Consider the following 24,652-nt stretch of genomic DNA (forward strand, 5'->3'; position numbering starts at 1 on the left):
TGGGGTGTCTCAGGTGTCATGAGGTCCTCCGCTCGGCTGCTCGGCGCGGCCCTGGCGTGCGCGCTGGCGCTCGCCGGGTGCGGCAGCGGGCCGTCTGACGAGTCGTCGTCCGGCACGGACACCTCGGGCGCTGACCGTACGACGCTCGAGCAGGTCACGCCGACGCCGGCCACCGGGATCCCGGACGACTTCCCCCTGTCCGCGGGCATGGGCGGCCCCGGTGACACGATCCCGACCTCGCGCACCGGCACCGGACTGAGGGACCTCGAGCTGTGCGGCACTTCCCCGCTGCGCGGACTGGGCACCCGCGACCGGATGGTCGCCGACAACAGCGGCGGCGAGGCGCTCCACACGCGCGAGCTGGTGCTGCTCGGCAGCCCCGACGAGGCCGCGCAGGTGGCGCAGGCCTACACCGACCTCGCCAACGGTTGCGACCACGCGCACGGCGGCCGGATGGAGACGACGTCCGAGGTGCGTGACTCGCCGTTCGGCCCGGCGCCCGCGGCGGTGCTCGTGCAGGGCTTCGACTTCGGTGGCGAGCCGGGTGCCGGGCACGTCGTCGTGCACGTCGTACCGGTCGGAGCAGCGCTGCTGGTGACCCAGATGTACGGCGAGTGGGCCGACGTGACCGAGGGGATCGACCAGACCACCGCGCTGCTGGCCGACGTCGTCGACGCGATGTCGGTGCTCGCCGGCGAGCGCGCGACCGCGGCCCAGAGCGGGGACGTCGAATGACTCGGGTCGGTTCGGCGCGACTGATGGTGCAGACGTACGGTGAGGGCTCGCTCGCATCGCTGGACGAGCAGGCCGACGGGGTCACGGGGACCACGGAGCAGATCGTTCCGGCGACGTGTGTGTTCACGAAAACGGGGTGCTAGAAATCATGTCCATTCCATCCACGCTGGCCACGTCGGCCTGCCCGACCCTTCCCTCGCCGCGCCGCGTCTCAGCGGTGGCGCCGGTCCGCCTGCTCGGCGCGCACGTCGTCTGGCGGATCCTGTGGGAGGCCCAGCGACCGGCTCGTCACCGCCACGGGCAGGAGCAGCCGAAATCGCCGACGGCCCCGCAGGCTGACCTGCGGAGCCGTCTGGAGGCAGTGGACCAGAGCGCCTGAAGGCTAGCCCTCGTTGAGGATGGCTCGCATCAGCGCGGCGGTCTCGGACGGCGTCTTGCCGACCTTGACCCCGGCGGCCTCCAGGGCCTCCTTCTTGGCCTGCGCGGTGCCCGACGAGCCGGACACGATGGCGCCGGCGTGGCCCATCGTCTTGCCCTCGGGAGCGGTGAAGCCGGCGACGTAGCCGACGACCGGCTTGGTCACGTGCTCCTTGATGTAGGCCGCGGCCCGCTCCTCGGCGTCTCCGCCGATCTCGCCGATCATCACGATCGCCTTGGTCTCCGGGTCGTTCTCGAAGGCCTCGAGCGCGTCGATGTGAGTGGTACCGATGATCGGGTCACCGCCGATGCCGATGGCGGTGGTGAAGCCGAAGTCCTTCAGCTCGTACATCATCTGGTAGGTCAGCGTGCCCGACTTCGAGACCAGGCCGATCGGCCCCTTGCCCGCGATCGTGTGCGGCGTGATGCCGGCCAGCGACTCCTCGGGCGTGATGATCCCGGGGCAGTTGGGGCCGATCATCCGGGTGGACTTGCCCTCGAGGTAGGCCACGACCTCGGCGGTGTCGAGGACCGGGACGCCCTCGGTGATGACCACGAGGAGCGGGATCTCGGCGTCGATGGCCTCGATGCAGGCGTCCTTGGTGAAGGCGGGCGGCACGAAGGCGACGGACACGTCGGCGCCCGTCTCCTTCATGGCCTCCTCGACGGTGCCGAAGACCGGCAGCTCCTTGCCGCCGAGCTCGACCGTCGTACCGGCCTTGCGGGCGTTGACGCCGCCCACGATGTTGGCGCCCGACTCGACCATGAGGGTGGTGTGCTTCGCGCCCATCCCGCCCGTCATGCCCTGGACGATGATCTTGGAGTCCTTGTTGAGGTAGATGCTCATCTGCTCAGTTCTCTCTTTCAGGCCTGGTGGGCGAGCTCGGCGGCCTTGTCGGCCGCGCCGTCCATCGTGTCGACCTGGGTGACCAGCGGGTGGTTGAGCTCGTCGAGGATCGCGCGACCCTTGTCGACGTTGTTGCCGTCGAGGCGTACGACGAGGGGCTTGGTGGCGCTGTCGCCGAGGATCTCGAGCGCGCCCTTGATGCCGTTGGCGACCTCGTCGCAGGCGGTGATGCCGCCGAAGACGTTCACGAAGACGCTCTTGACCTGCTCGTCGTTGAGGATCACGTCGAGGCCGTCCGCCATCACCTGGGCGTTGGCGCCGCCACCGATGTCGAGGAAGTTGGCAGGCTTCACGCCGCCGTGCGCCTCACCGGCGTACGCGACGACGTCGAGGGTGCTCATCACGAGGCCCGCGCCGTTGCCGATGATGCCGACCTGGCCGTCGAGCTTGACGTAGTTGAGCCCCTTGTCCTTGGCCTTCGCCTCGAGCGGGTCGGCCTCCTCGCGGATCTCGAACTGCTCGTGGTCGGGGTGGCGCACCTCGGAGGCGTTGTCGTCGAGCGACACCTTGCCGTCGAGGGCCTCGAGCTTGTCGCCCTCGAGGCGGGCCAGCGGGTTGACCTCGACGAGGGTGGCGTCCTCCTGGACGTAGACCTGCCAGAGCTTCTGGACCATCTCGATGGCCTGGTCGCGCAGCTCGGCGGGGAACTTGGCCTCGTCGACGATCGCGGCGGCCTTCTCCGGGGTCACGCCCTCGATCGCGTCGATGCGGATCTGGCGCACGGCCTCAGGGTTGGTCTTGGCGACCTCCTCGATCTCCACACCACCCTCGACCGAGGCGATGCACAGGTGCGAGCGGTTGGAACGGTCCAGCAGGAAGGAGAAGTAGTACTCCTCGACCGGCGGGGTGGCGGGGGTCACCAGCACGCGGTTGACCGTGAGGCCCTTGATCTCCATGCCGAGGATGTCGCGGGCGTAGGACTCGGCCTCGTCGGCGGTCTTCGCGATCTTCACGCCGCCGGCCTTGCCGCGGCCGCCGGCCTTGACCTGCGCCTTGACGACGGTGACCCCGCCCATCTCCTCGGCGGCAGCGCGTGCGGCCTCGGGGGTCTCGGCGACCACACCCAGCGTCGTTGCGACTCCGTGCTTGGCGAAGAGCTCCTTCGCCTGGAATTCCATCAGGTCCACGAGGTGACCGATCCTTTTCGTCTGTGCGAACAGTGGCGGGTTTTCCCTCTCGGCACCCTAGACCTCCGCGGGCGGCTGGCACGAGGTCGGGTGGACGTGGTGGTGGTCACCCGTCGGCGGGTCGGTTTGTCCCTGCGTCGGGCTACGTTGAACCGCATGTCCTCGAGCTCAGCGGTGATGTGGTTCCGGCGTGACCTGCGCGTGCGCGACAACCCGGCACTCCTCGCGGCGCTCGAGGACGGGACGGTCACGGCGGTGTTCGTGGTCGACCCGGCGATCTGGTCCGGCGCGGGCCCGGCGCGGCAGGCCTGGCTCGCCGCCAACGTCCTCGCCCTCGCCGACAGGATCCCGCTCACGATCCTCCACGGCGACCCCCGCGACGTCGTGCCGCGCCTCGCAGGTGAGCGGCGGGTGCACGTCTCCGCCGAGACCACGCCCTACGGACGACGACGCGACGAGGCGGTCGGCGAGCGGGTCGAGCTCGTGGCCACCGGGTCGCCGTACGCCGTGGGGCCGGGGCGCGTGCGCAACGGCAGCGGCAACCCCTACCAGGTGTTCAGCGCCTTCGCCCGCGGCTGGCGCGAGCACGGCTGGCCCGAGCCGGCGGCCACGCCCCGCTCCCCCGACCTGGCCCCCGCGGACTCTCACGAGAAGGCCGTCGACCTGCTGGAGAAGGCCGTCGCCGACGTGCCGTTCGAGCTGCCCGGTGCGGGCGAGGACGCGGCGTGGCGCCGCTGGGGGTCGTTCCGCGACGACGGCCTGCGGTCCTACCAGGACGAGCGCAACCGACCCGACCACGACGGCACGTCGCGCCTGTCCCCCTACCTCCACCTCGGGGTGCTCCACCCGCGCTCGCTGCTCGCCGACATCGACACCCGGTCGACGTACGCGAACGAGATCGCGTGGCGCGAGTTCTACGCCGACGTCCTCTGGCACGAGCCGGCCTCGGCCTGGGCCGACCTCAAGCCCGCGCTCAAGGGGATGCGCTACGACGACCCCGAGGACGCCATCGAGGCGTGGCGCACCGGCCACACCGGCTTCCCGATCGTCGACGCCGGGATGCGACAGCTGCTGCACTCCGGGTGGATGCACAACCGGGTGCGGATGATCACCGCCTCGTTCCTCACCAAGGACCTCCACGTGTGGTGGCCGGTGGGCGCGCGCCACTTCCTCGACCTGCTCATCGACGGCGACGTGGCGTCCAACAACCACGGCTGGCAGTGGGTCGCCGGGACCGGGACGGACGCCTCTCCCTACTTCCGCGTCTTCAACCCGATCACCCAAGGCCTGAAGTTCGACCCGCAGGGCGACTACGTGCGCCGCTGGGTCCCCGAGCTCGCCCACCTGCCCGGCAAGGCGGCGCACGAGCCGTGGAAGTCCGACGTCGGCTACGAGCACGACTACCCGTTGCGGATCGTCGATCACGCCGACGAGCGGACCGAGGCGCTCGAGCGCTACCAGGCCGTGCGCTCCTGACCTGCAGATATGCACCAATTTTGCCGTCAATGCCTTTTCTCGTGATCTTTCCGTTACAGTCGTGCGCGGTCTTGCCGACCTCAAACCCCCCTGATGACGACCCGGCAGATTGGTAACCACCTCTATGGGCAACCACCGAGCGGAGCGCGCTCCCAGGCGACGCACCTCCTCGGCAACGGATGCACCCCAGATCGGGAAGCGCCGCGCCACCGCGCCGGCTCGCCGATCGGTGTTGCGCAGCGTGCCGTCCCTGCCACTCGTGGCGGGTGTCGCCGTGCTCGCCATCTCCGCAGGTGGGGCCGTCACCGCGTCCGGCGCGGGAGTCACCGCGCTGGCCTCGTCGGGCTCCCAGCTCGAGGCCCAGGGCTCGATCGGCGCCGCCGCGAGCCAGGTGCTCGCCGGCCGCGGGTCCGTCGTCAGCCGCAGCAGCAGCCGGATCGCCAGCACCGGTGAGGAGACCGACCCCGAGCTGGTCGCCCTCGCCGAGAAGCAGATGGCGCAGCGTGAGGCCAAGCTGGCCGAGATCCGCAAGGCGGCCGAGAAGCAGGCGGCGAAGATCAAGGAGAACAAGTGGATTCTCCCGCTCGACGTCTACCAGATCACCGCGACCTTCGGTCAGTACGGCCTCTGGGCCAACTACCACACCGGCCTGGACTTCAACGGCAACACCGGTGACCCGATCCACGCGATCGCCAACGGCACGGTCACCTCGACCGGCTACGACGGCGCCTACGGCAACAAGACCGTCGTGACCCTCGATGACGGCACCGAGATCTGGTACTGCCACCAGACGACGATCTACGTCTCGGTCGGCGACCGGGTGAACGGTGGCGAGACCATCGGCACCGTCGGCGCCACCGGCAACGTCACCGGCTCGCACCTCCACCTCGAGGTCCGCCCCGGCGGCGGCGGACCGGTCGACCCCTTCCCGGCCTTCGTCCAGCACGGCGTCGTTCCCTGATCGTCGGGGTCACCTGACCTCCTCGCCGCTCGCGCGGTGAGTGACGCGCATTCCGGGCCGCTGGAACCCTCCTCACGCACCGTCGATGTGTGGTCGTCGTACGGCCGGCGGTGGTGGAGCCACATTTCCGGCCGGCCGAACGTGGCTGGACCACCGCCCACCGGCGAGTCGTCGTACGACACGCGCGCCAGCGGTGGCCGAGCCACATTCCCGGCCGCCCGGATGTGGCTGGACCACCGCCCACCGGCGAGTCGTCGTACGACACGCGCGCCAGCGGTGGCCGAGCCACATTCCCGGCCGGTCGAATGTGGCTGGACCACCGCTCGACCCACCGAGCGGTGCGTGAGGTGGACTTCCGACCGCTCCCATGCCCTGACGGACCGTCCACGGGCGCGTCGTACGTCGACACGCGGGGCGGTGGTGGTGGAGCCACATTTCGAGCCGGCGAAATGTGGCTGCGCCACCGCCAGGCGGCACGGCGGTCGGCGACGGAGGCTCGCGGCGGGGGTCCCTCAGATCTTCTCGACCGGGGCGTAGCGCAGGAGGAGGCGCTTGACGCCCTCGGAGCCGAAGTCGATCGAGGCGACGGACTTCTCCGCCACCCCCTCGACGGCGACGACGGTGCCCATGCCGAAGGAGTCGTGCACGACGCGGTCGCCGGGTGACAGGCTCGGGATCTCGCGCGCGGGCTTGGCCTTGGCGGCGGCGTCGGCGCGGAGGGCGGCGGAGGAGAAGTTGCGCCGCCCGGCGTCGGTCGGGGTGCCGAGGCGGGCGGAGCCACCGGTGTGGTCGGGACGGCCCCAACGGGTCTGCTCGGCTGCCGTACGACGCCAGTCGACGAGGTCGACGGGGAGCTCGTCGAGGAAACGGCTGGCCGGGTTGTGGCTGGGCGCACCCCACGCGGAGCGGACGAGCGCGCGGGAGACGTAGAGGCGCTTCTCCGCGCGGGTCAGCCCGACGTAGGCCAACCGGCGCTCCTCCTCGAGCTCGGGCTGGTCGCCCAGGGAGCGTTGGTGGGGGAAGACGCCGTCCTCGAGACCGGTGAGGAAGACGACCGGGAACTCCAGGCCCTTCGCCGTGTGGAGCGTCATCAGCGTGACCACGCCCGAGTCGTCGCCGTCGGGGCTGTCGGGGATCTGGTCGGCATCGGCGACGAGGGCGACCCGCTCGAGGAAGTCGCCCAGCCCGACCGAGACCGTCCCGGCCTCGACCTCGGCCGGGTCGGCGCTCGGGCCCGGCTGCGGGTCCTCCGCGAACTCGCGGGCGACCGCGACGAGCTCGGCGAGGTTCTCCGCGCGCGTGCCGTCCTGCGGGTCGTCGCTGGCCTCGAGCTCGGCGAGCAGCCCCGACCGCTCCAGCACCGACTCGAGGATCACGTCGGGGCGCTCGTCGGCCTCGACCATCGACTGGATCTCCTGGACCATCGCGACGAACGCCTCGATGTTCTTCAGGCTGCGCGTGGCCAGGCCCGGCGCCTCGGCGGCGCGGGTCAGGGCCTCCCAGAACGTGATCCGGTCGCGCTCGGCGAGCGCGGCGATGCAGGCCTCGGCCCGCTCGCCGATCCCGCGCTTGGGGGTGTTGAGCACCCGGCGCAGCGAGATCTCGTCGGCGGTGTTGACCAGCATCCGGAGGTAGGCCAGGGCGTCGCGGACCTCGCGGCGCTCGTAGAAGCGCACCCCGCCGACCACCTTGTAGGGCTGGCCGGTGCGGATGAACACCTCCTCGAAGACACGCGACTGGGCGTTGGTGCGGTAGAAGACGGCCACGTCGGCGGGGCGTACGGCCCCCTCGTCGACCAGCTTGTCGATCTCCTCGCTGACGAAGCGCGCCTCGTCGTGCTCGTCGTCGGAGACGTAGCCGACGATGCGCGCCCCCTCCCCCGCGTCGGTCCAGAGCCGCTTGGGCTTGCGGCTCCTGTTGTTGCCGATGACCGAGTTGGCCGCGGTGAGGATCGTCTGGGTGGAGCGGTAGTTCTGCTCCAGCAGGATCGTCTGCGCGTTGGGGAAGTCCTGCTCGAAGTCCATGATGTTGCGGATGTCGGCACCGCGGAAGGCGTAGATCGACTGGTCCGCGTCACCCACGACCATGAGCTCGCTCGGCTCGACCGCCTCGTGGTGCGCCTCCTCCAGCGACTGCCCGCACAGCTGCTGGATCAGGCTGTACTGCGCGTGGTTGGTGTCCTGGTACTCGTCGACCAGCACGTGGCGGAACCGGCGGCGGTAGTTCTCCCGCACGTCCGGGAAGGCCTGCAGCAGGTGGACCGTCGTCATGATGAGGTCGTCGAAGTCCAGCGCGTTGGCCTCGCGCAGCCGGCGCTGGTAGGTGGTGTAGGCCCGGGCGTAGGCCTCCTCGAAGGAGTTGCGGGCCTCCTTGGCCGCGTCCTCGGCATCGCGCAGCTCGTTCTTCTGGTCGGAGACCCAGTGGAGCACCGCATTGGGCTGGTAGCGCTTGGGGTCGAGCTCGAGGTCGCGCAGCACCAGCGTCATCAGGCGCTTGGAGTCCGCGGCGTCGTAGATCGAGAAGTTGGACTTGAAGCCGACGCGGTCGATCTCCTTGCGCAGGATGCGCACGCACGAGGAGTGGAAGGTGGAGACCCACATGATGCGCGCGCGGTTGCCGACCAGCTCCTGCACGCGGGCCTTCATCTCCGCCGCGGCCTTGTTGGTGAAGGTGATCGCGAGGATCGAGCCCGGGTGGGCCTTGCGCTCGGAGATCAGCCACGCGATGCGCCGCGTGAGCACACGGGTCTTGCCCGACCCGGCTCCCGCCACGACGAGCAGGGGCGTCCCGGCGTGGGTCACGGCCGCCCGCTGGGGGTCGTTGAGCCCCTCGAGGAGGGGGTGCTCGAGCAGGGCGTGATCCGAGGAGGACGGGTCGGTCGGAGGAGTCATCTCGTCCCAACCCTATGCGGCCCGTACGACAGCCGCGCGGGGCGTGCGTCAGCTGTGGACGGGCGACCAGAACACGGCGACGGCGATGTTGGCGAGCGTCAGCACCAGGAGGCCGACGTAGAGCCCCTGAGGGATGCTCGGCTTGCGCATGTTGACCATCACCAGCACCAGGATCACCAACCCGATCGCGAACTTCACGCCGATCTTCGCGTGGTCCGGCGACCCGATGCTCTCGAGCACGCCGACGAGGAGCAGGCCGGCGAGGAACGCCGTGCCGGCGCCGTCGCGCATGAGGGAGTTCACCACCTTCGGCTCCGTGCGCAGCTGCACGAGCAGGCCGCCGAGCAGGGCGGCGTAGCCGAGGATGTGGACGAACAGCAGGACCAGGCGCAGGGTCTCCATGCCGGACACCCTAGGGCGGCTACTTCTTGCGGCGAGGCGCAGGGCGTACGACGAGCACCGGGCAGGGCGCGTAGTGCTGGACCCGCTGGGCGGTGCTGCCGACGAGGACGGCGTCGCTGAGGCCACCGCCGCCGGCGGCCACCACGATCAGCCCGGCGTCGTACTGCTTGGCGGCCTTGATGATCTCGTTGGCCGCCGAGCCGCTGCGGATGCGCTTGTTGACCTTGGGGCCCCAGCCGTCGAACACGGCTGCAATGGTGTCGACCGCACTCTGGGCGGCGTCGCGGAAGGAGCCGTCGTAGTCGCGACCGGAGACGTCGTCGGCGAACGCGACCGACGCGAGCGGCCGCACCACCGCGACCACCGAGACCTGCGTGACCTTGGTCGGGTCGGCGAAGGACTTCAGGTGCTTGGCGGCCGCGAGGGACTGTCGAGATCCGTCGGTGGCGACGATGACGTGCATCTCAGACTCCCTTCACGTCGTCGAGGTCGGGCGTCTTCTCCCCCGTGCCCTTGGACCCGAAGACCTGCTCGACGACGAACAGCACCACGCCGATCGCGAGCAGCCCGGCGCACCACCACAGCGAGTGGGGGTCGTCGTACACGGCGTAGTAGAGGATCGCGAGGTTGCCGAGGAGCCCGAGGACGAGCAGCGGCGTGTTGGCGCGGAACGCGCGGTCGTCCTCGTCGTGCCCGCGCAGCTTGAGGCAGGTCACGATGACGAGCGCGTAGATGGCCAGCAGGAACACGACGGTCACGGTGGCGAGGCGGTTCACCAGGTCCAGGCCTCCGCCGGCGGCGCTCACCGCATAGCCGGTGACCAGCAGTCCCGCCACCACCAGGCCGCTGAAGAGCAGGCCCACCCACGGGCTGCGCCGGGTCGCGTGGATCCGGGCGAACACCCCGGGTACGACGTCCTCGCGCGCCATGCCGTAGAGGATCCGCGGCTGGGTCACGAGCGTGACGAGCGTGGTGTTGGTGATCGCGATCAGCGCGATGATCGTGAACAGCTTGGTCATGAAGTCGGTCGAGATCGGCAGGATCCCCGCCTTCACGACCTCGAGCAGGGCGGCCTCGGACTCCGCCAGGGTGTCGACCGGCACCGTGAGCGCGGCTGCCATCGACACCAGGACGTAGACCAGCCCGGCGACGGCCATGCCGCCGATCATCGAGCGCGGGAACGCCTTGTAGGGGTCGATCGTCTCCTCGGCCACGTTGGCGGTGTTCTCGAACCCGGTCATCGCGAAGAACGACAGCGCGACGCCGGCGAGGACGGCGAGCGCCGGGTTGCCCGAGACGCTGATGTCGCCGAGCGTGCCGAAGTCGGCCTTGCCCTCGGCGACGTACCAGATGCCGATGACCATGATGATGATCAGCCCGCTGACCTCGACGAAGGTCATCAGCATGTTCATCACCACCGACTCGGTGATGCCGATGAAGTTCACCACGACCAGGAACGCGACGAAGACCAGCGAGACCAGCAGCGCGGGGGGCGCCGCCCAGAGCTCGGAGAAGTAGGACGCGAAGCCCGTCGCCAGCGACCCCGTGGCGGCGAAGCTGGCGGCGAGGAACGAGACCGTCACGAGGAACGTCAGCGGCCGGCTGCCGAAGGCCTTCTGCACGTAGAGCGACGAGCCCGCCGCCTGGGGGTACTTGGTCACCAGCTCGGCGTAGGCCGAACCGGTGATGGCGGCGACCGTCACGCCGGCGGCGAAGGCGATCCAGAAGGCGCCCCCCACCGCTGCTGCGACGAGGCCGATCAGGACGTAGATGCCGGACCCGAGCACGTCACCGAGCGTGTAGAAGAAGAGCTGCGCTCCGGTGATCGACCGCTTGAGGCCGCTGTCGTCCGCGTCGGTCCGGGGGGTGGTGGCGGTGTCGGCCACGGCGGGCACCTCGCTTCCGAGAGTCGGGTGGTGCCCCGACCCTATCGAGCGGGCGAACGACTGTCAACCGGGGCCCACCCCTTGGGGTCAGTCGGCCGTCACAGGAGACGGCGGTCCGAGGCCCACTTGGTCAGCTCGTGGCGGCTCGAGAGCTGGAGCTTGCGCAGCACCGACGACATGTGGGTCTCGACGGTCTTCACCGAGATGAAGAGCTCCTTCGCGACCTCCTTGTAGGCGTAGCCGCGAGCGATCAGGCGCATCACCTCGCGCTCGCGCTCGGTGAGCCGGTCGAGGTCCTCGTCGACCGCGGCCACGTCGATCGAGCCTGCGAAGGCGTCCAGCACGAACCCGGCCAGCCGCGGCGAGAACACCGCGTCCCCGCCGGCCACCCGGATGATGGCGTCGACGAGCTCGGGGCCGGTGATCGTCTTGGTGACGTAGCCGCGGGCGCCGCCGCGGATGGTGCCGATGACGTCCTCGGCGGCGTCGGAGACCGACAGGGCCAGGTAGCGCGCGTCGGGCGAGGGCTGGCGGCGCATCACCTCGACGCCGCCGCCGCCGGGCAGGTGCACGTCGAGCAGCACCACCTGGGGCTGCAGCTCGTGGACGGCGGCGATGGCGGCGTCGGCGTCGGCCGCCTCGCCGACGACCTCCACCACGCCGGCGCCCGAGGCGGCGAGCTCGGCGCGGACGCCCGCCCGGAACATCGCGTGGTCGTCGACGAGCACGACGCGGACGGGGCCGCCCTCACGGGTCTGGCTCATGGGTTCTCCATCGAGTCGGGGCTGGAGTCGGGGCTGGAGTCGGGGCTGGAGTCGGGGCTGGAGGCGCTGGAGTCGCCGGTGCGGGTGCGGGGCATGTGCAGGCGCACCTCGGTCCCCTCGCCGGGAGCCGAGCGTACGTCGGCGCGGCCGCCGTGGCGGGCCATCCGGTCGACGATGCTGTTGCGGACACCGTGCCGGTCGGCCGCGACCCCCTCGAGGTCGAACCCGGCGCCGCGGTCGCGGACGAAGACGTCCACCGCGGCGTCGGAGGTCTCGGCGTAGACGTCGGCGCGCTGGGTGCCGGCGTGCTTGGCGACGTTGACCACCGCCTCGCGGGCGGCGTGCACGACGGGCCGCAGCTCCTCGCCCAGCGGACAATCGCCGACCGTGACCACGTCGACGACCACGTTGTGCTGCGACTCCACGTCGGCGGCCATCTCCTTGAGCGCGCCGGCGAGGGTGGTCGCGTCGGACGTGTCCGCCTCGAAGAGCCACTGGCGCAGGTCGCGCTCCTGCGAGCGGGCGAGCCGGGCGACCATGGTGGAGTCGTGGGCGTTCTTCTGGATGAGCGCGAGGGTCTGCAGCACCGAGTCGTGCAGGTGCGCGGCCATGTCGGCGCGCTCCTGCGTCCGGACGCGTTCCGCGCGCTCCGCACTGAGGTCGTTGACCAGCCGCAGGCCCCACGGCCCGACGACGATCGCCAGCCCCAGCAGGCCGAGCAGGCCGGCGACGAGCACCGGCACGGCGAACGTGGCCTTCCCTGCCGCGACGGCGAAGACGATCATCGCCGTGACGATGAGGCCGAGCCCGGCGGCGATGCGGGCGTAGGCCGCCCAGCCGCCGTTGCCGAAGACCGCGCGGAACGGGTCGATCCGCCCCGTCGTGTCCGTCCACCGCTCGCGCTGTGCCTCGTCGGCCTGGCGCCACAGCAGCGCGATCCCGGCGACCCCGAGGACGACCGGCCAGAACAGCGCGCCCTGGCCGAAGACGCCTTCCACCCCGAGGACCACGCCGAAGAACAGCGCGCCGAGGGCTATGGCCGGCCCGGCGTCGCGCAACCGCGAGCGACGACGCGGACGCTTGCCGGTGCGTGTCGCGCTCTCCAGGCCGGGGGCGCTGGTCTCGAAGAACTGGTCGGCCGGCAGGAACATCCAGAGGCCGGCGTAGAGCATCAGGCCGAAGCCGCCGAGGAACGCCGTCGCCACGAAGAACCCGCGCACCCACAGCACCGGGACGGCCAGGTGCTCGGCCAGGCCGGAGGCGACGCCACCGGCGATGGGGGCCGAGATGTCGCGGTAGGCCCGGCGGGACCGACCGGCTCGGGTCGCGTGTGTCTGGCTCATCGTGCGTCCATCGTCGCAGGCGGGCACGGCCCGGACCATGAGGAGAGACCCCGAGCCGACCCTGAGTCCCACCCCGGCCCCACGGCTGCGAATCAGGGCTGTCCCCGATGGTGGGCAGCAGCCGGGACCGCGAGAGTTGAGCCATGAACGACGCAGACCCCGCCGCTCCGAGCGAGCAGCCCACCCCGCCCGCCGGTGGCGAGCAGGCCCACACCCAGACGCAGACCCAGACCCAGACCCAGACTCCGCCCCCGCCGCAGGCGCAGGCCACCGGGCCGCAGGTCACCCGCGACGAGGTGAAGGACCTCGGCCGCCTGCGCCGCAGCGTCACCGACCGGCACATCGCCGGCGTCGCCGGCGGGATCGCCCGCCACCTCGACGTCGACGCGATCATCGTGCGGGTCGCCCTCGTCGTCTCGGTGTTCTTCGGCGGCGCGGGGTTCCTGCTCTACGTCGGCGCCTGGATCCTCGTGCCCGAGGAGGGCACCGACGACGAGCCGCTCGGCCTCGACCGGCGCAGCCGCTCCGTGGCCCTCGCCGGGCTCGGCGTCCTCGCCCTCCTCGCCGCCGTCGGCGACTGGGCCGGTGCCTTCTGGTTCCCGTGGCCGGTCGCGGTGGTCGCCGCGATCGCCGTGTGGTTCCTCCACCGCAAGGAGAAGAGCCCGGGCAGGCAGCGGACCGGCTACGGCTACCCCGAGCCCACCTTCACCGGTGCACCGACCGAGCCTGCGACGTCGTACGCCGAGACGTCGTACCCGGACGCGTCGTACCCCGAGGGCACGGTCTCCACGAGCACCTACGCCTACGAGCCCGTCGGCGACCCGCAGTGGCAGCAGTACTCCCGCCCGTCGCGCCGGCCGCGGAACCCCCGCAAGCGCGGCCCCAAGCTGTTCCTCTTCACCGTGGCGCTGATCGCGCTCTCCGAGGGCGTGCTGGGCGTGGTCGACCTCGCAGGCGTCCGGGTGGTCGACAGCGCCTACCCGGCGCTGGCCCTCGGCATCACCGCGGCGATGCTCATCCTCGGCGCCTTCTGGGGGCGCGCCGGTGGCCTGATCGCGCTCGGCCTGGTCGCCGCCCTTGCGACGGCCGCGACCACCGCAGGCAACCGCTTCGACCAGGAGGACCGGTCCTTCGCCCCGACCAGCGCGGGGGACGTCCGGGACCAGTACGACTTCGGTGGCGGACGGTTCACCCTCGACCTGTCCGGGATCGACGACGTCGACGCACTCGACGGCCGCGACATCGCCATCGACGGAGTCGGCGGGAGGGTCGAGGTCATCGTCCCGGACGGGATGGACGTCGAGGTCAGGACGCAGGTCGTCGGCGGCGAGAGCCGGGTCTTCGACCGGCGCAGCGAGGGCTTCGACATCACCCAGAACGGCTTCCTGGACGGCGGCGGGACCGACATGTCCATCAACATCGACCTGGTCGCCGGCGAGATCATCGTCCGCGAAGCGGCCTGAGGAGCAGCGCCATGAGCGACAACGACAGCCACGACACGTACGACACCGACGTCTACGGAGCCCGCCCCGACTACTACGGCGAGCCGATGGTCGGTCCGCTGGACGCCCCGGAGCGCGAGTCGGGTCGCCACCCGGTCAACATCACCCAGCTCGTCCTGGGCGTCGCCTTCGCCGGCATGGTGCTGGTGTGGGCGCTGGTCCAGGGCGACGTCGTCGAGACCAAAGAGCTCCGCTGGCTGATGCCGATCCCGTGGATCGCCGCCGGTGCGGCCGGGCTGGCAGCCACGGTGTGGCCCGGCCGGCGCAGCGGCAGCTGGAGCTAGCGGCTACGCAAGAGAGACGGCCGGCAGGGCGAACCACCGCAGGTCGTCGAAGTCCTCGCCCAGGTGGGCGGTGTCGGACCAGTCCGGCGGCGACGCGGCGGCCATGACCGCGCGGCCCTCGTCGAGGTGCTCCCGGAGCACCGAGACGGGGGCCGTCGTCGCGTGCTCCGGCCACGACATCGCGCCGTCGTCGTCGTACGTCACGTGGGCCAGCCGCATCGGTGGCTCGACCGCGCCGGTGCGGTGGTGCCACAGGCCGGTGAACGGGTCGAAGCGGTAGTCGCCGAGCAGGCGCCACCCCTCGCGGGCGACGAGCCGGACGGCCTCGACGACGTAGGTGAACACCTCCTCGTCGACGAAGTAGTTGAAGTTGACGCGGACCCAGCCGGGCTTGATGCCCTCGCAGCCGGTGGCGATCTGGGCCTCGAACTGGTGGCTGCGGTCGAGGTCGATGTCGAGCAGCCGGTGGCCGTAGGGCCCGGCGCAGGAGCAGCCGCCGCGGGTCTGGATGCCGAAGAGGTCGTTGAGCAGGGCGACCACGAAGTTGTGGTGCAGGTAGGAGCCGTCGGGCGCCTTGACGACGAACGACACGATCGAGAGTCGCTGGGAGTCGAGGTTGCCGAGGATCTGGATGCCCGGCTCGGCGACCCATGCCTCGACGGCGCGCCGCAGCATCTCCTCCTCATGGGCCTGGATCGTGTCGACGCCGACCGCCTGCTTGAGCTGGAAGACCAGACCGGCGCGGATGGACTCGACGATCGCGGGCGTGCCGCCCTCCTCGCGGTGCGAGGGGTCGTCGAGGTAGCGGTGGTCGGTCGGGTTGACGTACATGACCGTCCCGCCGCCGGGCACCACCGGGACCCGGTTGGTCATCAGCTCCTTGCGCACGACCAGCACGCCGGGCGTGCCGGGGCCGCCGATGAACTTGTGGGGGCTGATGAAGATCGCGTCCTTGTACGACGAGCCGGGGCCGTACATCTCGATGTCGACGTAGGGCGCGCAGGCGGCGAAGTCCCAGAAGCTCAGCGCGCCGTGCTCGTGCAGCAGGTCGGCGACGCCCTCGGTGTCGGTGACGATGCCGGTGACGTTGGAGGCCGCGGAGAACGAGCCGATCTTGAGCGGCCGGTCCGCGTGCCGCTCGAGCTCCTCGCGGAGGTGGGCGAGCGAGACGCGGCCGTCTGCGTCCTCGTGGATGGTGACGACGTCGGCGATGGTCTCGCGCCAGCTGACCTCGTTGGAGTGGTGCTCGAAGGGACCGATGAAGACGACGGGGCGCTGGTCGGCGGGGATGGCCGCGCTGAGGTCGTAGCGGTCGTCGAGCGCGGCCGGGATCCGCAGGCCGAGGATGCCGATGAGCTTGTCGATCGCGGCCGTGCTGCCCGAGCCGCAGAAGACCACGACGGTCTCGTCGTCACCGCCGACCGCGTCGCGGATGATCCGTCGCGCGTCCTCCCGCAGCCGCGTCGTCTGGAGCCCGGTGCCGCTCGCCTCGGTGTGCGTGTTGGCGTAGGCGGGCAGGACCTCGTGGCGGATGAAGTCCTCGATGAAGCTCAGGCTGCGACCCGACGCGGTGTAGTCGGCGTACGTCACCCGGCGCGGGCCGTAGGGGCCGTGCATGACCTGGTCGTCGCCGATCACGGACGCGCGGATGCGCTCGAGGAGGGACACGGGCCGAGGGTACGCCGGTGGAAGGCTCCGCCTCTCACTCGCGGAGCACGGCGAGTGCGTCCTCCGGATGGTCGGTGATCACGCCGTCGACCCCGGCGGCGAGCAGCGCACGGACGTGTCCGGCCATGTCACCGAGTGCGTCGGGGGCGTCGCCGTGGCGGAGGTTGCTCGGCAGGAAGCGGTTCTCGCCGCGGACGGTCCAGGCGTGGACCGTCAGGCCGAGCCGGTGCGCGTCGCGGACCACCGTCGACGGGGCACCGATCGCTCCCCCTGCGTCGCGCGGGAGGACGAGCGACGCGTGCGGCCCGATCCCGTCGGCGTACTCGTCGACGTCCTCGAGGCCCTCGGGCGTGAGCATCCCGCGCTGCGGGAGGTCGACGAGCTGGATGACCGGGAGCCGGGTGCGCCCGGCGAGACGGCGCAGGATCCCGGGCTCGAACGACATCAGCGCGACCCGCGCCCACGGGTGGTCGAGGCCGTGGCGCGCCAGCACCCGCAGCAGCGCCCCGTCGAGCGGGAGCCCGAGGGCGTCGTGGTGGGCGGCGTGCTTGAGCTCGAGCAGCAGGCCGACCTGCCGGCCGCGGCGGACCGACTCGGCACCGACCATGGCCAGCACCTCGGTCAGCGTGGGGACCCCCTCCGCGCCGTCGTACGCCGTGTTGGCGGGCCGGGTGCCCGGCATCCGCTCACGGCAGGCGAGGGTCTTGAGCTCGGCCAGGGTGAGGTCCTGGACGAACCAGCCCTGCTGCTCCACACCGTCGACGACCCGGGTGCGGCGCAGGTGGGAGAGCTCCGGGCGCGACGCGACGTCGGTGGTCGCGCTGAGCTCGAGGTCGTGCCGGGCGACGAGCACCCCGTCGCGGGTGGCGACGAGGTCGAGCTCGATGTCGTCGACACCCATCCGGATGGCGGTGCGGTAGGCGTCGAGGGTGTGCTCCGGACGGTGACCGCTGGCGCCGCGGTGCGCAACCACGGCGGGCGTGAGGACCAACGACGGGGTCTGCTCGATCGCCTCGCGTGTCACCGTCACGAGACGAAGGTGGCCCCCTCTGTGGACAGGACGATGACGGCGAGATGAATGCCGCATGATGTCCGCGTGACGCTCCCGAGCCTCCCGTCCCTCTCGTCGCTGCCCGCCGTGGAGCACCCCGAGCTGGTGGCCCCGCCGGTCGCCACCGCCCTCGCGGGCTGGGCCGGCGCCGCCGAGGTCGCCGTCGTCGACATCGACCCGGACCTCGCCGACACGGCCGCCATGAGCGAGGCGTACGGCATCCCGCTGACCGCGAGCGGCAACTGCGTCATCGTCTCCGGCGTCCGCGCCGGCGACGAGCGGATCGCTGCCTGCGTCGTCCGCGCCGACACCCGCGCCGACGTCAACACCCTCGTCCGCAAGCTGCTCGACGTGCGCAAGTGCTCCTTCCACCCGATGGACCGCGCGGTCGAGGAGACCGGGATGGAGCACGGCGGCATCACCCCGCTCGGCCTGCCGCCGGCCTGGCGGCTGCTGGTCCACGACGCCCTGCTCGACGAGCCGGTGGTCGTGGTCGGCAGCGGCGTACGACGCTCCAAGCTCCTGGTCCCCGGCCGGCTGCTCGCCGACCTGCCCGGTGCGGAGGTCGTCGACGGGCTCGGTCGCTAGGCATGCCCAGCACCGTCCCGGGTACGGGCCGCACGCCATGACGCACGCGCGCCTCGTCCCCGTCCGTACGCCCCGCTCCCCCGAGGGCGTCGTCATCCTGCTGCACGGTGGCGCGAGCCGCGGTGAGCAGGTGATGGTGAGCCCCACCCAGCTGTCGGTGCTGCGGATGGTCCCGATCGCCCGCCGGATCGCCCGGGCCGGCCGGTCCCGGCTCGCCGTCCACCGCCTCCTGAACTCGCACCGCGGGTGGGACAGCCGGACGACGCCGGTGATGGACGCGCGGTGGGCGATCGAGCAGGTCCGCGACCAGCACGGCGACCTGCCCGTGGCGCTCGTCGGCCACTCGCTCGGCGGCCGGGCCGCGCTCCTCGCTGGTGACGACCCGCACGTGCGGTGCGTCGTCGCGCTGAACCCGTGGGTGCTGCCCACCGACACCGTCGACCTGCGCGGTCGCCGCGTCCTCGTGGTCCACGGCACCGACGACCGGGTCGCGCTGCCGTCGCGCTCGGCGGACTTCGTACGACGCCTGGCCGCGGGCACCGAAGTCGAGCGCGTCACGATCGAGGGCGGCAGGCACGCGATGCTGCGCCACGGACGCGACTTCGAGGAGTGGGCGACCGACTTCGTGGTGTCGACGCTGCTCGGCTGACAGCGGCGCCGAAAAGGATTCGTCGCCCGCCGGAGGCCGAACCTACGATCGGCCGGTGCGCAGCCTCCCCGTCCCGGACCCAGGAACGGCGGACCACCGCACACCAGGCCGGTTCCTGTGGTGGATGGCGCGGCGCCAGCGGGTCACCCTCCTCGGCGGGATGTTCTTCGGCATCCTGTGGGGCGGGGCCCAGGCCGTGATGCCGGCGATCCTCGGCCTGGCGATCGACCGCGGCGTGGCCGACAAGGACACCTCCCAGCTGGTCCTCTGGACCGGGGTGATGCTCGGCGTGGGCCTGGTGCAGGCCGTCAGCGGGATCATGCGGCACCGCTTCGCCGTCACCAACTGGCTCACCGCCGCGTACCGCACGGTGCAGCTGGTGACCCGCCAGACCGTCCGACTCGGCGGCACCCTCCCGCGCAAGGTGTCGACCGGCGAGGTCGTCGCCATCGGCACCAACGACCTGTCCTACATCGGGGGCCTGATGGACATCAGCGCCCGGTTCACCGGCTCCGTCGTCTCCTTCTTCCTCGTCGCCGTCCTGCTGCTGCGCACGTCGGTGACGCTCGGGCTCGTGGTGCTGATCGGCGTGCCGCTCCTGGTCCTGGCGATCGGCCCGCTGCTCAAGCCCCTGCAGGCGCGGAGCGCGGACCAGCGCCACCTGATGGGCGCGCTCGCCAACACCGCGAGCGACATCGTCGGCGGGCTGCGCGTGCTGCGCGGCGTCGGCGGGGAGCAGGTGTTCCTCGACCGCTACCGCCGCGAGTCGCAGGCGGCACGCTCCGCAGGTGTGCGGGTCGCGCGGATCCAGTCCGTGCTCGACGCCCTCCAGGTGCTGCTGCCCGGCGTCTTCGTCGTGCTGGTCGTCTGGCTCGGCGCACGGACGGCGGTGTCGGGGCGGATCTCCGCCGGCGAGCTCGTCGCGTTCTACGGCTACGCCGCCTTCCTCCTCCTGCCGCTGCGCACCGCGACGGAGTTCGGCAACAAGCTCATCCGCGCCCACGTCGCGGCTCGCCGCGTGTGCCTCCTGCTCGACCTGGACCCGGACGTCGTCGACCCCGCCGCACCCCGCCCTGCTCCGCCGGCCGGCAGCGTCCTCGCTGACGCCCGCTCGGGCTTCCGCGCCGAGCCCGGCCGGATGGTGGCGATCGTCAGCGACCAGCCCGACGACTCCGCGGCGCTGGCGGACCGCCTCGGCCTCGGCGCCGCGACCGTGGACGACGACGTGACGCTGGGCGGCGTACCGCTGACGGCGATGGCGCTGGGCGAGGTGCGCCGCCGCATCGTGGTGTCCGACACCAGCAGCATGCTCTTCAGCGGTCCGCTCGCCGCGGGCCTCGACGTGGGCGGACGCGGCGGGGTGGAGGCTGCGATGCACACGGCCTCGGCGGAGGACGTCCTCGACGGGCTGCCCGACGGCCTCGACACGGTCGTCGCCGAGCGTGGCCGGACGTTCTCCGGCGGTCAGCGGCAGCGGCTCGTGCTCGCCCGCGCGCTGACCACCGACCCCGAGGTCCTCGTGCTGGTCGAGCCCACCTCGGCGGTCGACGCCCACACCGAGGCACGGATCGCCTCGCGCCTGCGCGATCACCGCGCGGGGCGGACGACCGTGGTGACGACCGCCAGCCCGCTCCTGCTCGACGCGGTCGACGAGGTCGCGCTCCTGGTCGACGGGCGGGTCGTCGCGACCGGCACGCACGCCGAGCTGCTCGAGACCGACCCCGTCTACCGCGCGGTCGTCACCCGCGACGTGTCGGAGGTGGCGTCGTGAGCACCGGTCAGCGCCTGCCGGTCGCCGACCCCGCTGCCGTACGGCGCTACGCCCGCGACATCGCCCGCCGCCACCCGCGGATGCTGTGGTCGGCGCTCGCCCTGCACGTCCTCGCGGCGTGCGCCGGGCTGGCCGCACCGCGGCTCCTCGGCGGCCTGGTGCAGGCCGTCGAGGACGGCACGACCGTCTCGCACGTCGACCGCGTCGCCGTCCTGCTCGCGGGGTTCCTCCTGCTGCAGACGGTGCTGACGCGCTACGCCCGCTACCTGTCCCAGGCCCTCGGCGAGCAGGTGCTGGCCGAGCTGCGCGAGGACTTCGTCGCCAACGCCCTCGCACTGCCGGTCGGCACGGTCGAGTCGGCCGGCTCCGGCGACCTGCTCACCCGGACCAGCCGCGACGTCGACCAGCTCGGCTGGTCGGTGCGCTACGCGCTGCCCGAGTGGACCATCGCGGTGGTCACCGCGGTCCTCACCTTCGCCGCCGCGGTGTCCGTGGGCTGGTGGGTCTTCCTGCCCTGCCTGCTCGCGCTGCCGCCGCTCGTGACGGGGCTGCGGTGGTACCTCCGGCGCGCCCGCCCGGGCTACGAGCGCGAGTCGGCGTCGTACAGCCAGATCACCACCACCCTCGCCGAGACCGTCGAGGGCGCCCGCACCGTCGAGTCGCTCGGTCTCGGGGCGGACCGGGTCGCTCGTGGCGACGCGGACTGCAAGGCGTCCTACGACGCCGAGCGCTACACGCTGCGGCTGCGCACCGTGTTCTTCCCGTCGATGGAGATCGCCTACCTGCTGCCGGTCGTCGGCACGCTGCTCTTCGGCGGCTGGCTCTACACGCGGGGGCAGGTCTCGCTCGCCGAGGTGACCGCCGCGACGCTCTACGTCCAGATGCTCATCGACCCGGTCGACCGGCTGATCTCGATCCTCGACGAGCTCCAGGTGGGTGCGGCCTCGCTCGCCCGGCTGCTGGGAGTGGCCGAGGTGCCGGACGACCGCTCGGTCACGGGAGCCGTGCCGGTGGACGAGAAGATCGACGCCGAGGACGTGCGGTTCTCCTACATCGAGGGCCGCGACGTGCTGCACGGCGTCGACCTCGATGTCGGCGTGGGTGAGCGCATCGCGATGGTCGGCCCGTCGGGTGCCGGCAAGTCGACGCTCGGCCGCCTGCTCGCCGGCATCCACCCGCCGCGCACCGGGCGCGTGACCGTCGGCGACGTCGGCCTGGTCGAGCTGCCGCTCGACGACCTGCGCGGCCACGTCGCGCTGGTCACGCAGGAGCACCACGTCTTCGTCGGCACCCTGCGCGACAACGTCGTCCTCGCCCGCCCCGGCTCCTCCGACGAGGCGATCCGGTCCGCGCTCGACGCCGTCGACGCGTGGGAGTGGGTGTCCGCGCTCCCCGAGGGCCTGGACACCGTCGTCGGCTCCGGCGGCCGCGCGCTCACGCCCGCCCAGGCCCAGCAGGTCGCGCTCGCCCGGCTGGTGCTCGCCGACCCGCACACCCTCGTCCTCGACGAGGCCACCTCGCTCATCGACCCGCGCGCCGCCCGCCACCTCGAACGCTCGCTGGCGGCGGTGCTCGAGGGACGTACGGTCATCGCGATCGCCCACCGCCTCTTCTCCGCCCACGACGCCGACCGGGTCGCCGTCGTCGAGGACGGGGTCATCTCCGAGCTCGGCTCCCACGACGACCTCGTCGCCGCCGGCGGCTCCTACGCCGCCCTCTGGGAGTCCTGGCACGGCTCCACCACGGTCGTCGAGTAGCCCGCGGTCCATCCTCGGCGCAGCGGATCCTCGACGACCTCCGTCGCTGACGGCGTACACGTGTCCGCGTCGTGGCCCCGGGATCGGCCGAATCGGGGCCATCTCTCGGACACGTGTTGTCGGACCCTCGACCTAACGTGGATCGCATGACACGAACGTGGGTCCTCGTCGCCTCCCGCGACCACGCGCGGCGCGGCGCGGACGAGGGGTTCGTGATGGCCAACCACGGCAAGCGGGCGCCGGTGGCCAGGATGTCCGTCGGTGACCGGGTCCTCGTCTACTCCCCCACGACCACGTTCCCCCAGGGCGAGCCGCTGCGGGCGATCACGTTCGTCGGCGAGGTCACGGGCGACGAGCCGGAGCCGAGCACGGTCATCGAAGGGGGGTGGAAGCGCGCGGCCAGCCTGCGCGAGATCGAGCCGGTGCCGCTGGACGCCGTGCGCGACCACCTCCCGACCAGCCGGATCCGGTTCGGCTTCTTCGATCTGCCGCCCGACGACGCGGAGGCGGTCGCAGCACTCTTGCCATCGTGACAGCGTCACTGTCACGATTGCGGCATGCGCCTCGCCACCCTGCTGATGTACGACGGCAACCCGAGGAAGGCGGCCGACGACGTGGTCGCGCTGGAGCGGGCGGGCCTCGACAGCGTGTGGGTCGCGGAGGCCTACGGCTTCGACTCCCCCACGCTGATGGGCTACCTCGCCGCGAAGACGGAGACCGTCAAGATCGGCTCCGGCATCCTCAACATCTACTCGCGCACCCCGGGAGCGCTGCTGCAGACAGCGGCCGGGCTCGACAACGTCAGCGGCGGTCGCGCGATCCTGGGCATCGGCGTGAGTGGGCCGCAGGTGATCGAGGGCTTCCACGGCGTCCCCTACCGCAAGCCCATGGCGCGCACCCAGGAGGTCGTCGAGATCATCCGCAGCGGCCTGAAGCGGGAGCCGCTCAGCGCGGACGGTGAGTTCCACCTGCCGCTGACCAAGGAGGACGGCGCCGTCACCGGCCTCGGCAAGCCGCTCAAGCTGCTGACGAGGCCCGAGCGCGACACCATCCCGATCTGGATCGCCGCCCTCGGCCCGAAGAACGTCGAGCAGACGGCCGAGATCGCCGACGGCTGGATCCCCCACCTCTTCCACCCCGAGAAGGCGCACCTGGTCTGGGGCGACGCGCTCGCGGCCGGCAACGCCAAGCGTCTCGACGGCCTCGACCCGCTGCAGGTGATGGCCGGCGGCATGGTCGCGATCGGCGAGGGCCCGGAGACCAAGGCGCTGCTCGACTTCGCGCGACCGGTCTTCGCGCTCTACGTCGGCGGGATGGGCGCCAAGGGCAAGAACTTCTACAACGACGTCGCCCGCGCCTACGGCTACGAGAAGGAGGCGGAGGAGATCCAGGACCTCTACCTCTCCGGCAAGAAGAAGGAGGCCGAGGCGCTCATCCCCACCGAGTGGCTCGAGGCCGCCAACCTCGTCGGCCCGGAGTCCTACGTCAAGGAGCGGATCGCCGCCTTCCAGGAGGCCGGCGTGACCGACCTCAACATCACCCCGGTGAGCGACGACCCGGCTGCGACGGTGGCCCAGGTGAAGGAATGGGTGTCCTGAAGCTCCACGCGCCCGGCCGCTTCGCCAACCTGAGCAGGATCCAGGCCCTGGACCCGGAGGTCGACCACGACGAGATCCTGCGGCTCACGGCGCGCTTCGAGTTCCCGTGGGACTACACACAGGGCACCGGCATCGCGTTCCTGCGCGACTACGGGATCCCCTCGATCGCCGAGCTGCTCGACCGCACGCGGGAGTTCGCAGACCACGGCGCCAAGCGCTACGACGACACCATCCTGATCGGCGACGAGGCGACGCTCGAGGGCATCGACTCGCCGCGCTCGCACGCCGCGCTGCGCCGGCTCAACCGGATCCACGGCCACTACGACATCACCAACGAGGAGCTCGCCTACGTCCTCGCGACCACGATCGTCGGACCGGTCCGCTGGATCGACGCCTATGGCTGGCGCCGCCTCGACCCGAAGGAGCTCGCCGCGATCGCCAAGGTGACGACGCGCTTCGGCGAGCTGATGGGCATCAAGGGCCTGCCGACGACGTACGACGGCTACCTCACGCTGCTCGTCGACACCGAGCGGCGGCTGTTCGCCCGCACGCCCGCCGCCACACGGTTGGCCGAGTCGTCCATCCGGATCGCCCGCGAGGTGTCCCCTCCGTGGATGCGGCCCCTGCTGCGCCGGGTCACGATCGCGGTGATGGACGAGCCGCTCCGCGAGGCGCTCGGCCTGCCGCGGCAGCCGCGGTGGTTCGTCCGGGCGGTCCGCGGCGGGCTGCGGCTGCGCGGTCGCCTGCTCCGGTTCGCACCGCCCCGGCGGACGGCGTACGTCCACCGACCCCTCACCTACCCGCACGGCTACCGGCTCGAGGACCTCGGCCCGCTGTCCATGCTCGACCACCTCAACAGGACAGCCTCATGACCA

At 71.7% G+C, this 24,652-nt stretch carries 22 protein-coding genes; 12 read left to right on the forward strand and 10 right to left on the reverse strand.

The features are described 5' to 3' along the window. The first annotated feature begins 18 nt into the window (after nt 1–18). Nucleotides 19–735: a hypothetical protein gene (locus L2K70_RS14430; RefSeq protein ID WP_236402878.1), complete on the forward strand. Its 717-nt coding sequence runs from the start codon at nt 19–21 to the stop codon at nt 733–735. A gap of 382 nt (nt 736–1,117) precedes the next feature. On the opposite strand, the gene sucD is transcribed toward L2K70_RS14430, so the two are convergent. Then, a complete protein-coding gene (sucD, locus tag L2K70_RS14435; protein WP_236402879.1) occupies nt 1,118–1,999 on the reverse strand; it encodes a succinate--CoA ligase subunit alpha in 882 nt (293 codons plus the stop codon). A 17-nt stretch (nt 2,000–2,016) separates the two neighbouring features. Then, entirely contained in the window at nt 2,017–3,186 is a 1,170-nt protein-coding gene (gene sucC, locus L2K70_RS14440) for an ADP-forming succinate--CoA ligase subunit beta (protein WP_236402880.1), read from the reverse strand. 156 nt (nt 3,187–3,342) lie between these two features. On the opposite strand from sucC, the gene L2K70_RS14445 reads away from it, so the two are divergent. Next, nucleotides 3,343–4,662: a cryptochrome/photolyase family protein gene (locus L2K70_RS14445; protein ID WP_236402881.1), complete on the forward strand. Its 1,320-nt coding sequence runs from the start codon at nt 3,343–3,345 to the stop codon at nt 4,660–4,662. 241 nt (nt 4,663–4,903) lie between these two features. Then, entirely contained in the window at nt 4,904–5,623 is a 720-nt protein-coding gene (locus L2K70_RS14450; protein WP_236402882.1) for a M23 family metallopeptidase, read from the forward strand. Nucleotides 5,624–6,135: 512 nt separating this feature from the next. On the opposite strand, the gene pcrA is transcribed toward L2K70_RS14450, so the two are convergent. From pcrA to L2K70_RS14480, 6 genes are all read right to left on the reverse strand, one after another. Then, nucleotides 6,136–8,514, reverse strand: coding sequence for a DNA helicase PcrA (gene pcrA / locus L2K70_RS14455; protein ID WP_236402883.1), 2,379 nt, complete (start codon nt 8,512–8,514; stop codon nt 6,136–6,138). 48 nt (nt 8,515–8,562) lie between these two features. Then, complete coding sequence (locus tag L2K70_RS14460; RefSeq protein WP_236402884.1) at nt 8,563–8,916, reverse strand: hypothetical protein; 354 nt, start codon at nt 8,914–8,916, stop codon at nt 8,563–8,565. Nucleotides 8,917–8,935: 19 nt separating this feature from the next. After that, entirely contained in the window at nt 8,936–9,379 is a 444-nt protein-coding gene (locus L2K70_RS14465) for a universal stress protein (RefSeq protein ID WP_236402885.1), read from the reverse strand. 1 nt (nt 9,380) lies between these two features. Beyond that, nucleotides 9,381–10,802 carry an APC family permease gene (locus L2K70_RS14470; RefSeq protein ID WP_236402886.1) on the reverse strand — a complete coding sequence of 474 codons (1,422 nt, stop codon included), beginning with the start codon at nt 10,800–10,802 and terminating at the stop codon, nt 9,381–9,383. Between the two features lie 98 nt (nt 10,803–10,900). Next, nucleotides 10,901–11,566, reverse strand: coding sequence for a LuxR C-terminal-related transcriptional regulator (locus L2K70_RS14475; protein ID WP_236402887.1), 666 nt, complete (start codon nt 11,564–11,566; stop codon nt 10,901–10,903). After that, the gene (locus tag L2K70_RS14480) at nt 11,563–12,909 is read right to left on the reverse strand and encodes an ATP-binding protein (RefSeq protein ID WP_236402888.1); all 1,347 of its coding nucleotides are present in this window, start codon (nt 12,907–12,909) and stop codon (nt 11,563–11,565) included. The genes L2K70_RS14475 and L2K70_RS14480 overlap by 4 nt, the downstream gene beginning before the upstream one ends. A gap of 143 nt (nt 12,910–13,052) precedes the next feature. Here L2K70_RS14480 and L2K70_RS14485 point away from each other — a divergent pair, with 143 nt between their 5' ends. Both L2K70_RS14485 and L2K70_RS14490 read left to right on the forward strand, forming a co-directional pair. Beyond that, the gene (locus L2K70_RS14485; RefSeq protein ID WP_236402889.1) at nt 13,053–14,372 is read left to right on the forward strand and encodes a PspC domain-containing protein; all 1,320 of its coding nucleotides are present in this window, start codon (nt 13,053–13,055) and stop codon (nt 14,370–14,372) included. Between the two features lie 11 nt (nt 14,373–14,383). Beyond that, complete coding sequence (locus L2K70_RS14490) at nt 14,384–14,695, forward strand: hypothetical protein (protein ID WP_236402890.1); 312 nt, start codon at nt 14,384–14,386, stop codon at nt 14,693–14,695. Between the two features lie 3 nt (nt 14,696–14,698). Here the strand turns inward: L2K70_RS14490 and L2K70_RS14495 are convergent, their stop codons facing one another. Beyond that, nucleotides 14,699–16,363, reverse strand: a complete 1,665-nt coding sequence (locus tag L2K70_RS14495) for an aminotransferase class V-fold PLP-dependent enzyme (protein ID WP_236402891.1) — start codon at nt 16,361–16,363, stop codon at nt 14,699–14,701. Between the two features lie 34 nt (nt 16,364–16,397). Continuing rightward, entirely contained in the window at nt 16,398–17,393 is a 996-nt protein-coding gene (locus L2K70_RS14500) for a glycerophosphodiester phosphodiesterase family protein (RefSeq protein WP_236402892.1), read from the reverse strand. 66 nt (nt 17,394–17,459) lie between these two features. Here L2K70_RS14500 and L2K70_RS14505 point away from each other — a divergent pair, with 66 nt between their 5' ends. The 7 genes from L2K70_RS14505 to L2K70_RS14535 all read left to right on the forward strand — a co-directional run bounded on the left by L2K70_RS14505 (nt 17,460) and on the right by L2K70_RS14535 (nt 24,649). Next, nucleotides 17,460–18,002, forward strand: coding sequence for a YbaK/EbsC family protein (locus L2K70_RS14505; RefSeq protein ID WP_443689321.1), 543 nt, complete (start codon nt 17,460–17,462; stop codon nt 18,000–18,002). A 37-nt stretch (nt 18,003–18,039) separates the two neighbouring features. Beyond that, complete coding sequence (locus L2K70_RS14510; RefSeq protein ID WP_236402894.1) at nt 18,040–18,651, forward strand: alpha/beta hydrolase; 612 nt, start codon at nt 18,040–18,042, stop codon at nt 18,649–18,651. A gap of 55 nt (nt 18,652–18,706) precedes the next feature. Beyond that, nucleotides 18,707–20,422, forward strand: coding sequence for an ABC transporter ATP-binding protein (locus L2K70_RS14515; protein ID WP_236402895.1), 1,716 nt, complete (start codon nt 18,707–18,709; stop codon nt 20,420–20,422). After that, on the forward strand, nt 20,419–22,179 hold the full coding sequence (locus tag L2K70_RS14520) for an ABC transporter ATP-binding protein (RefSeq protein WP_236402896.1): 1,761 nt from the start codon (nt 20,419–20,421) through the stop codon (nt 22,177–22,179). Before L2K70_RS14515 ends, L2K70_RS14520 begins: the two co-directional genes overlap by 4 nt. 146 nt (nt 22,180–22,325) lie before the next feature. After that, nucleotides 22,326–22,712 (forward strand): EVE domain-containing protein, encoded by a 387-nt coding sequence (locus L2K70_RS14525; RefSeq protein ID WP_236402897.1) that lies wholly within the window; start codon nt 22,326–22,328, stop codon nt 22,710–22,712. A gap of 24 nt (nt 22,713–22,736) precedes the next feature. Then, a complete protein-coding gene (locus L2K70_RS14530; RefSeq protein WP_236402898.1) occupies nt 22,737–23,777 on the forward strand; it encodes an LLM class F420-dependent oxidoreductase in 1,041 nt (346 codons plus the stop codon). Further along, nucleotides 23,765–24,649 (forward strand): oxygenase MpaB family protein, encoded by an 885-nt coding sequence (locus tag L2K70_RS14535; RefSeq protein ID WP_236402899.1) that lies wholly within the window; start codon nt 23,765–23,767, stop codon nt 24,647–24,649. The genes L2K70_RS14530 and L2K70_RS14535 overlap by 13 nt, the downstream gene beginning before the upstream one ends. The last annotated feature ends 3 nt before the right edge of the window (nt 24,650–24,652 follow it).

This window comes from Nocardioides potassii (assembly GCF_021648885.1).
Classification (GTDB): domain Bacteria; phylum Actinomycetota; class Actinomycetes; order Propionibacteriales; family Nocardioidaceae; genus Nocardioides; species Nocardioides potassii.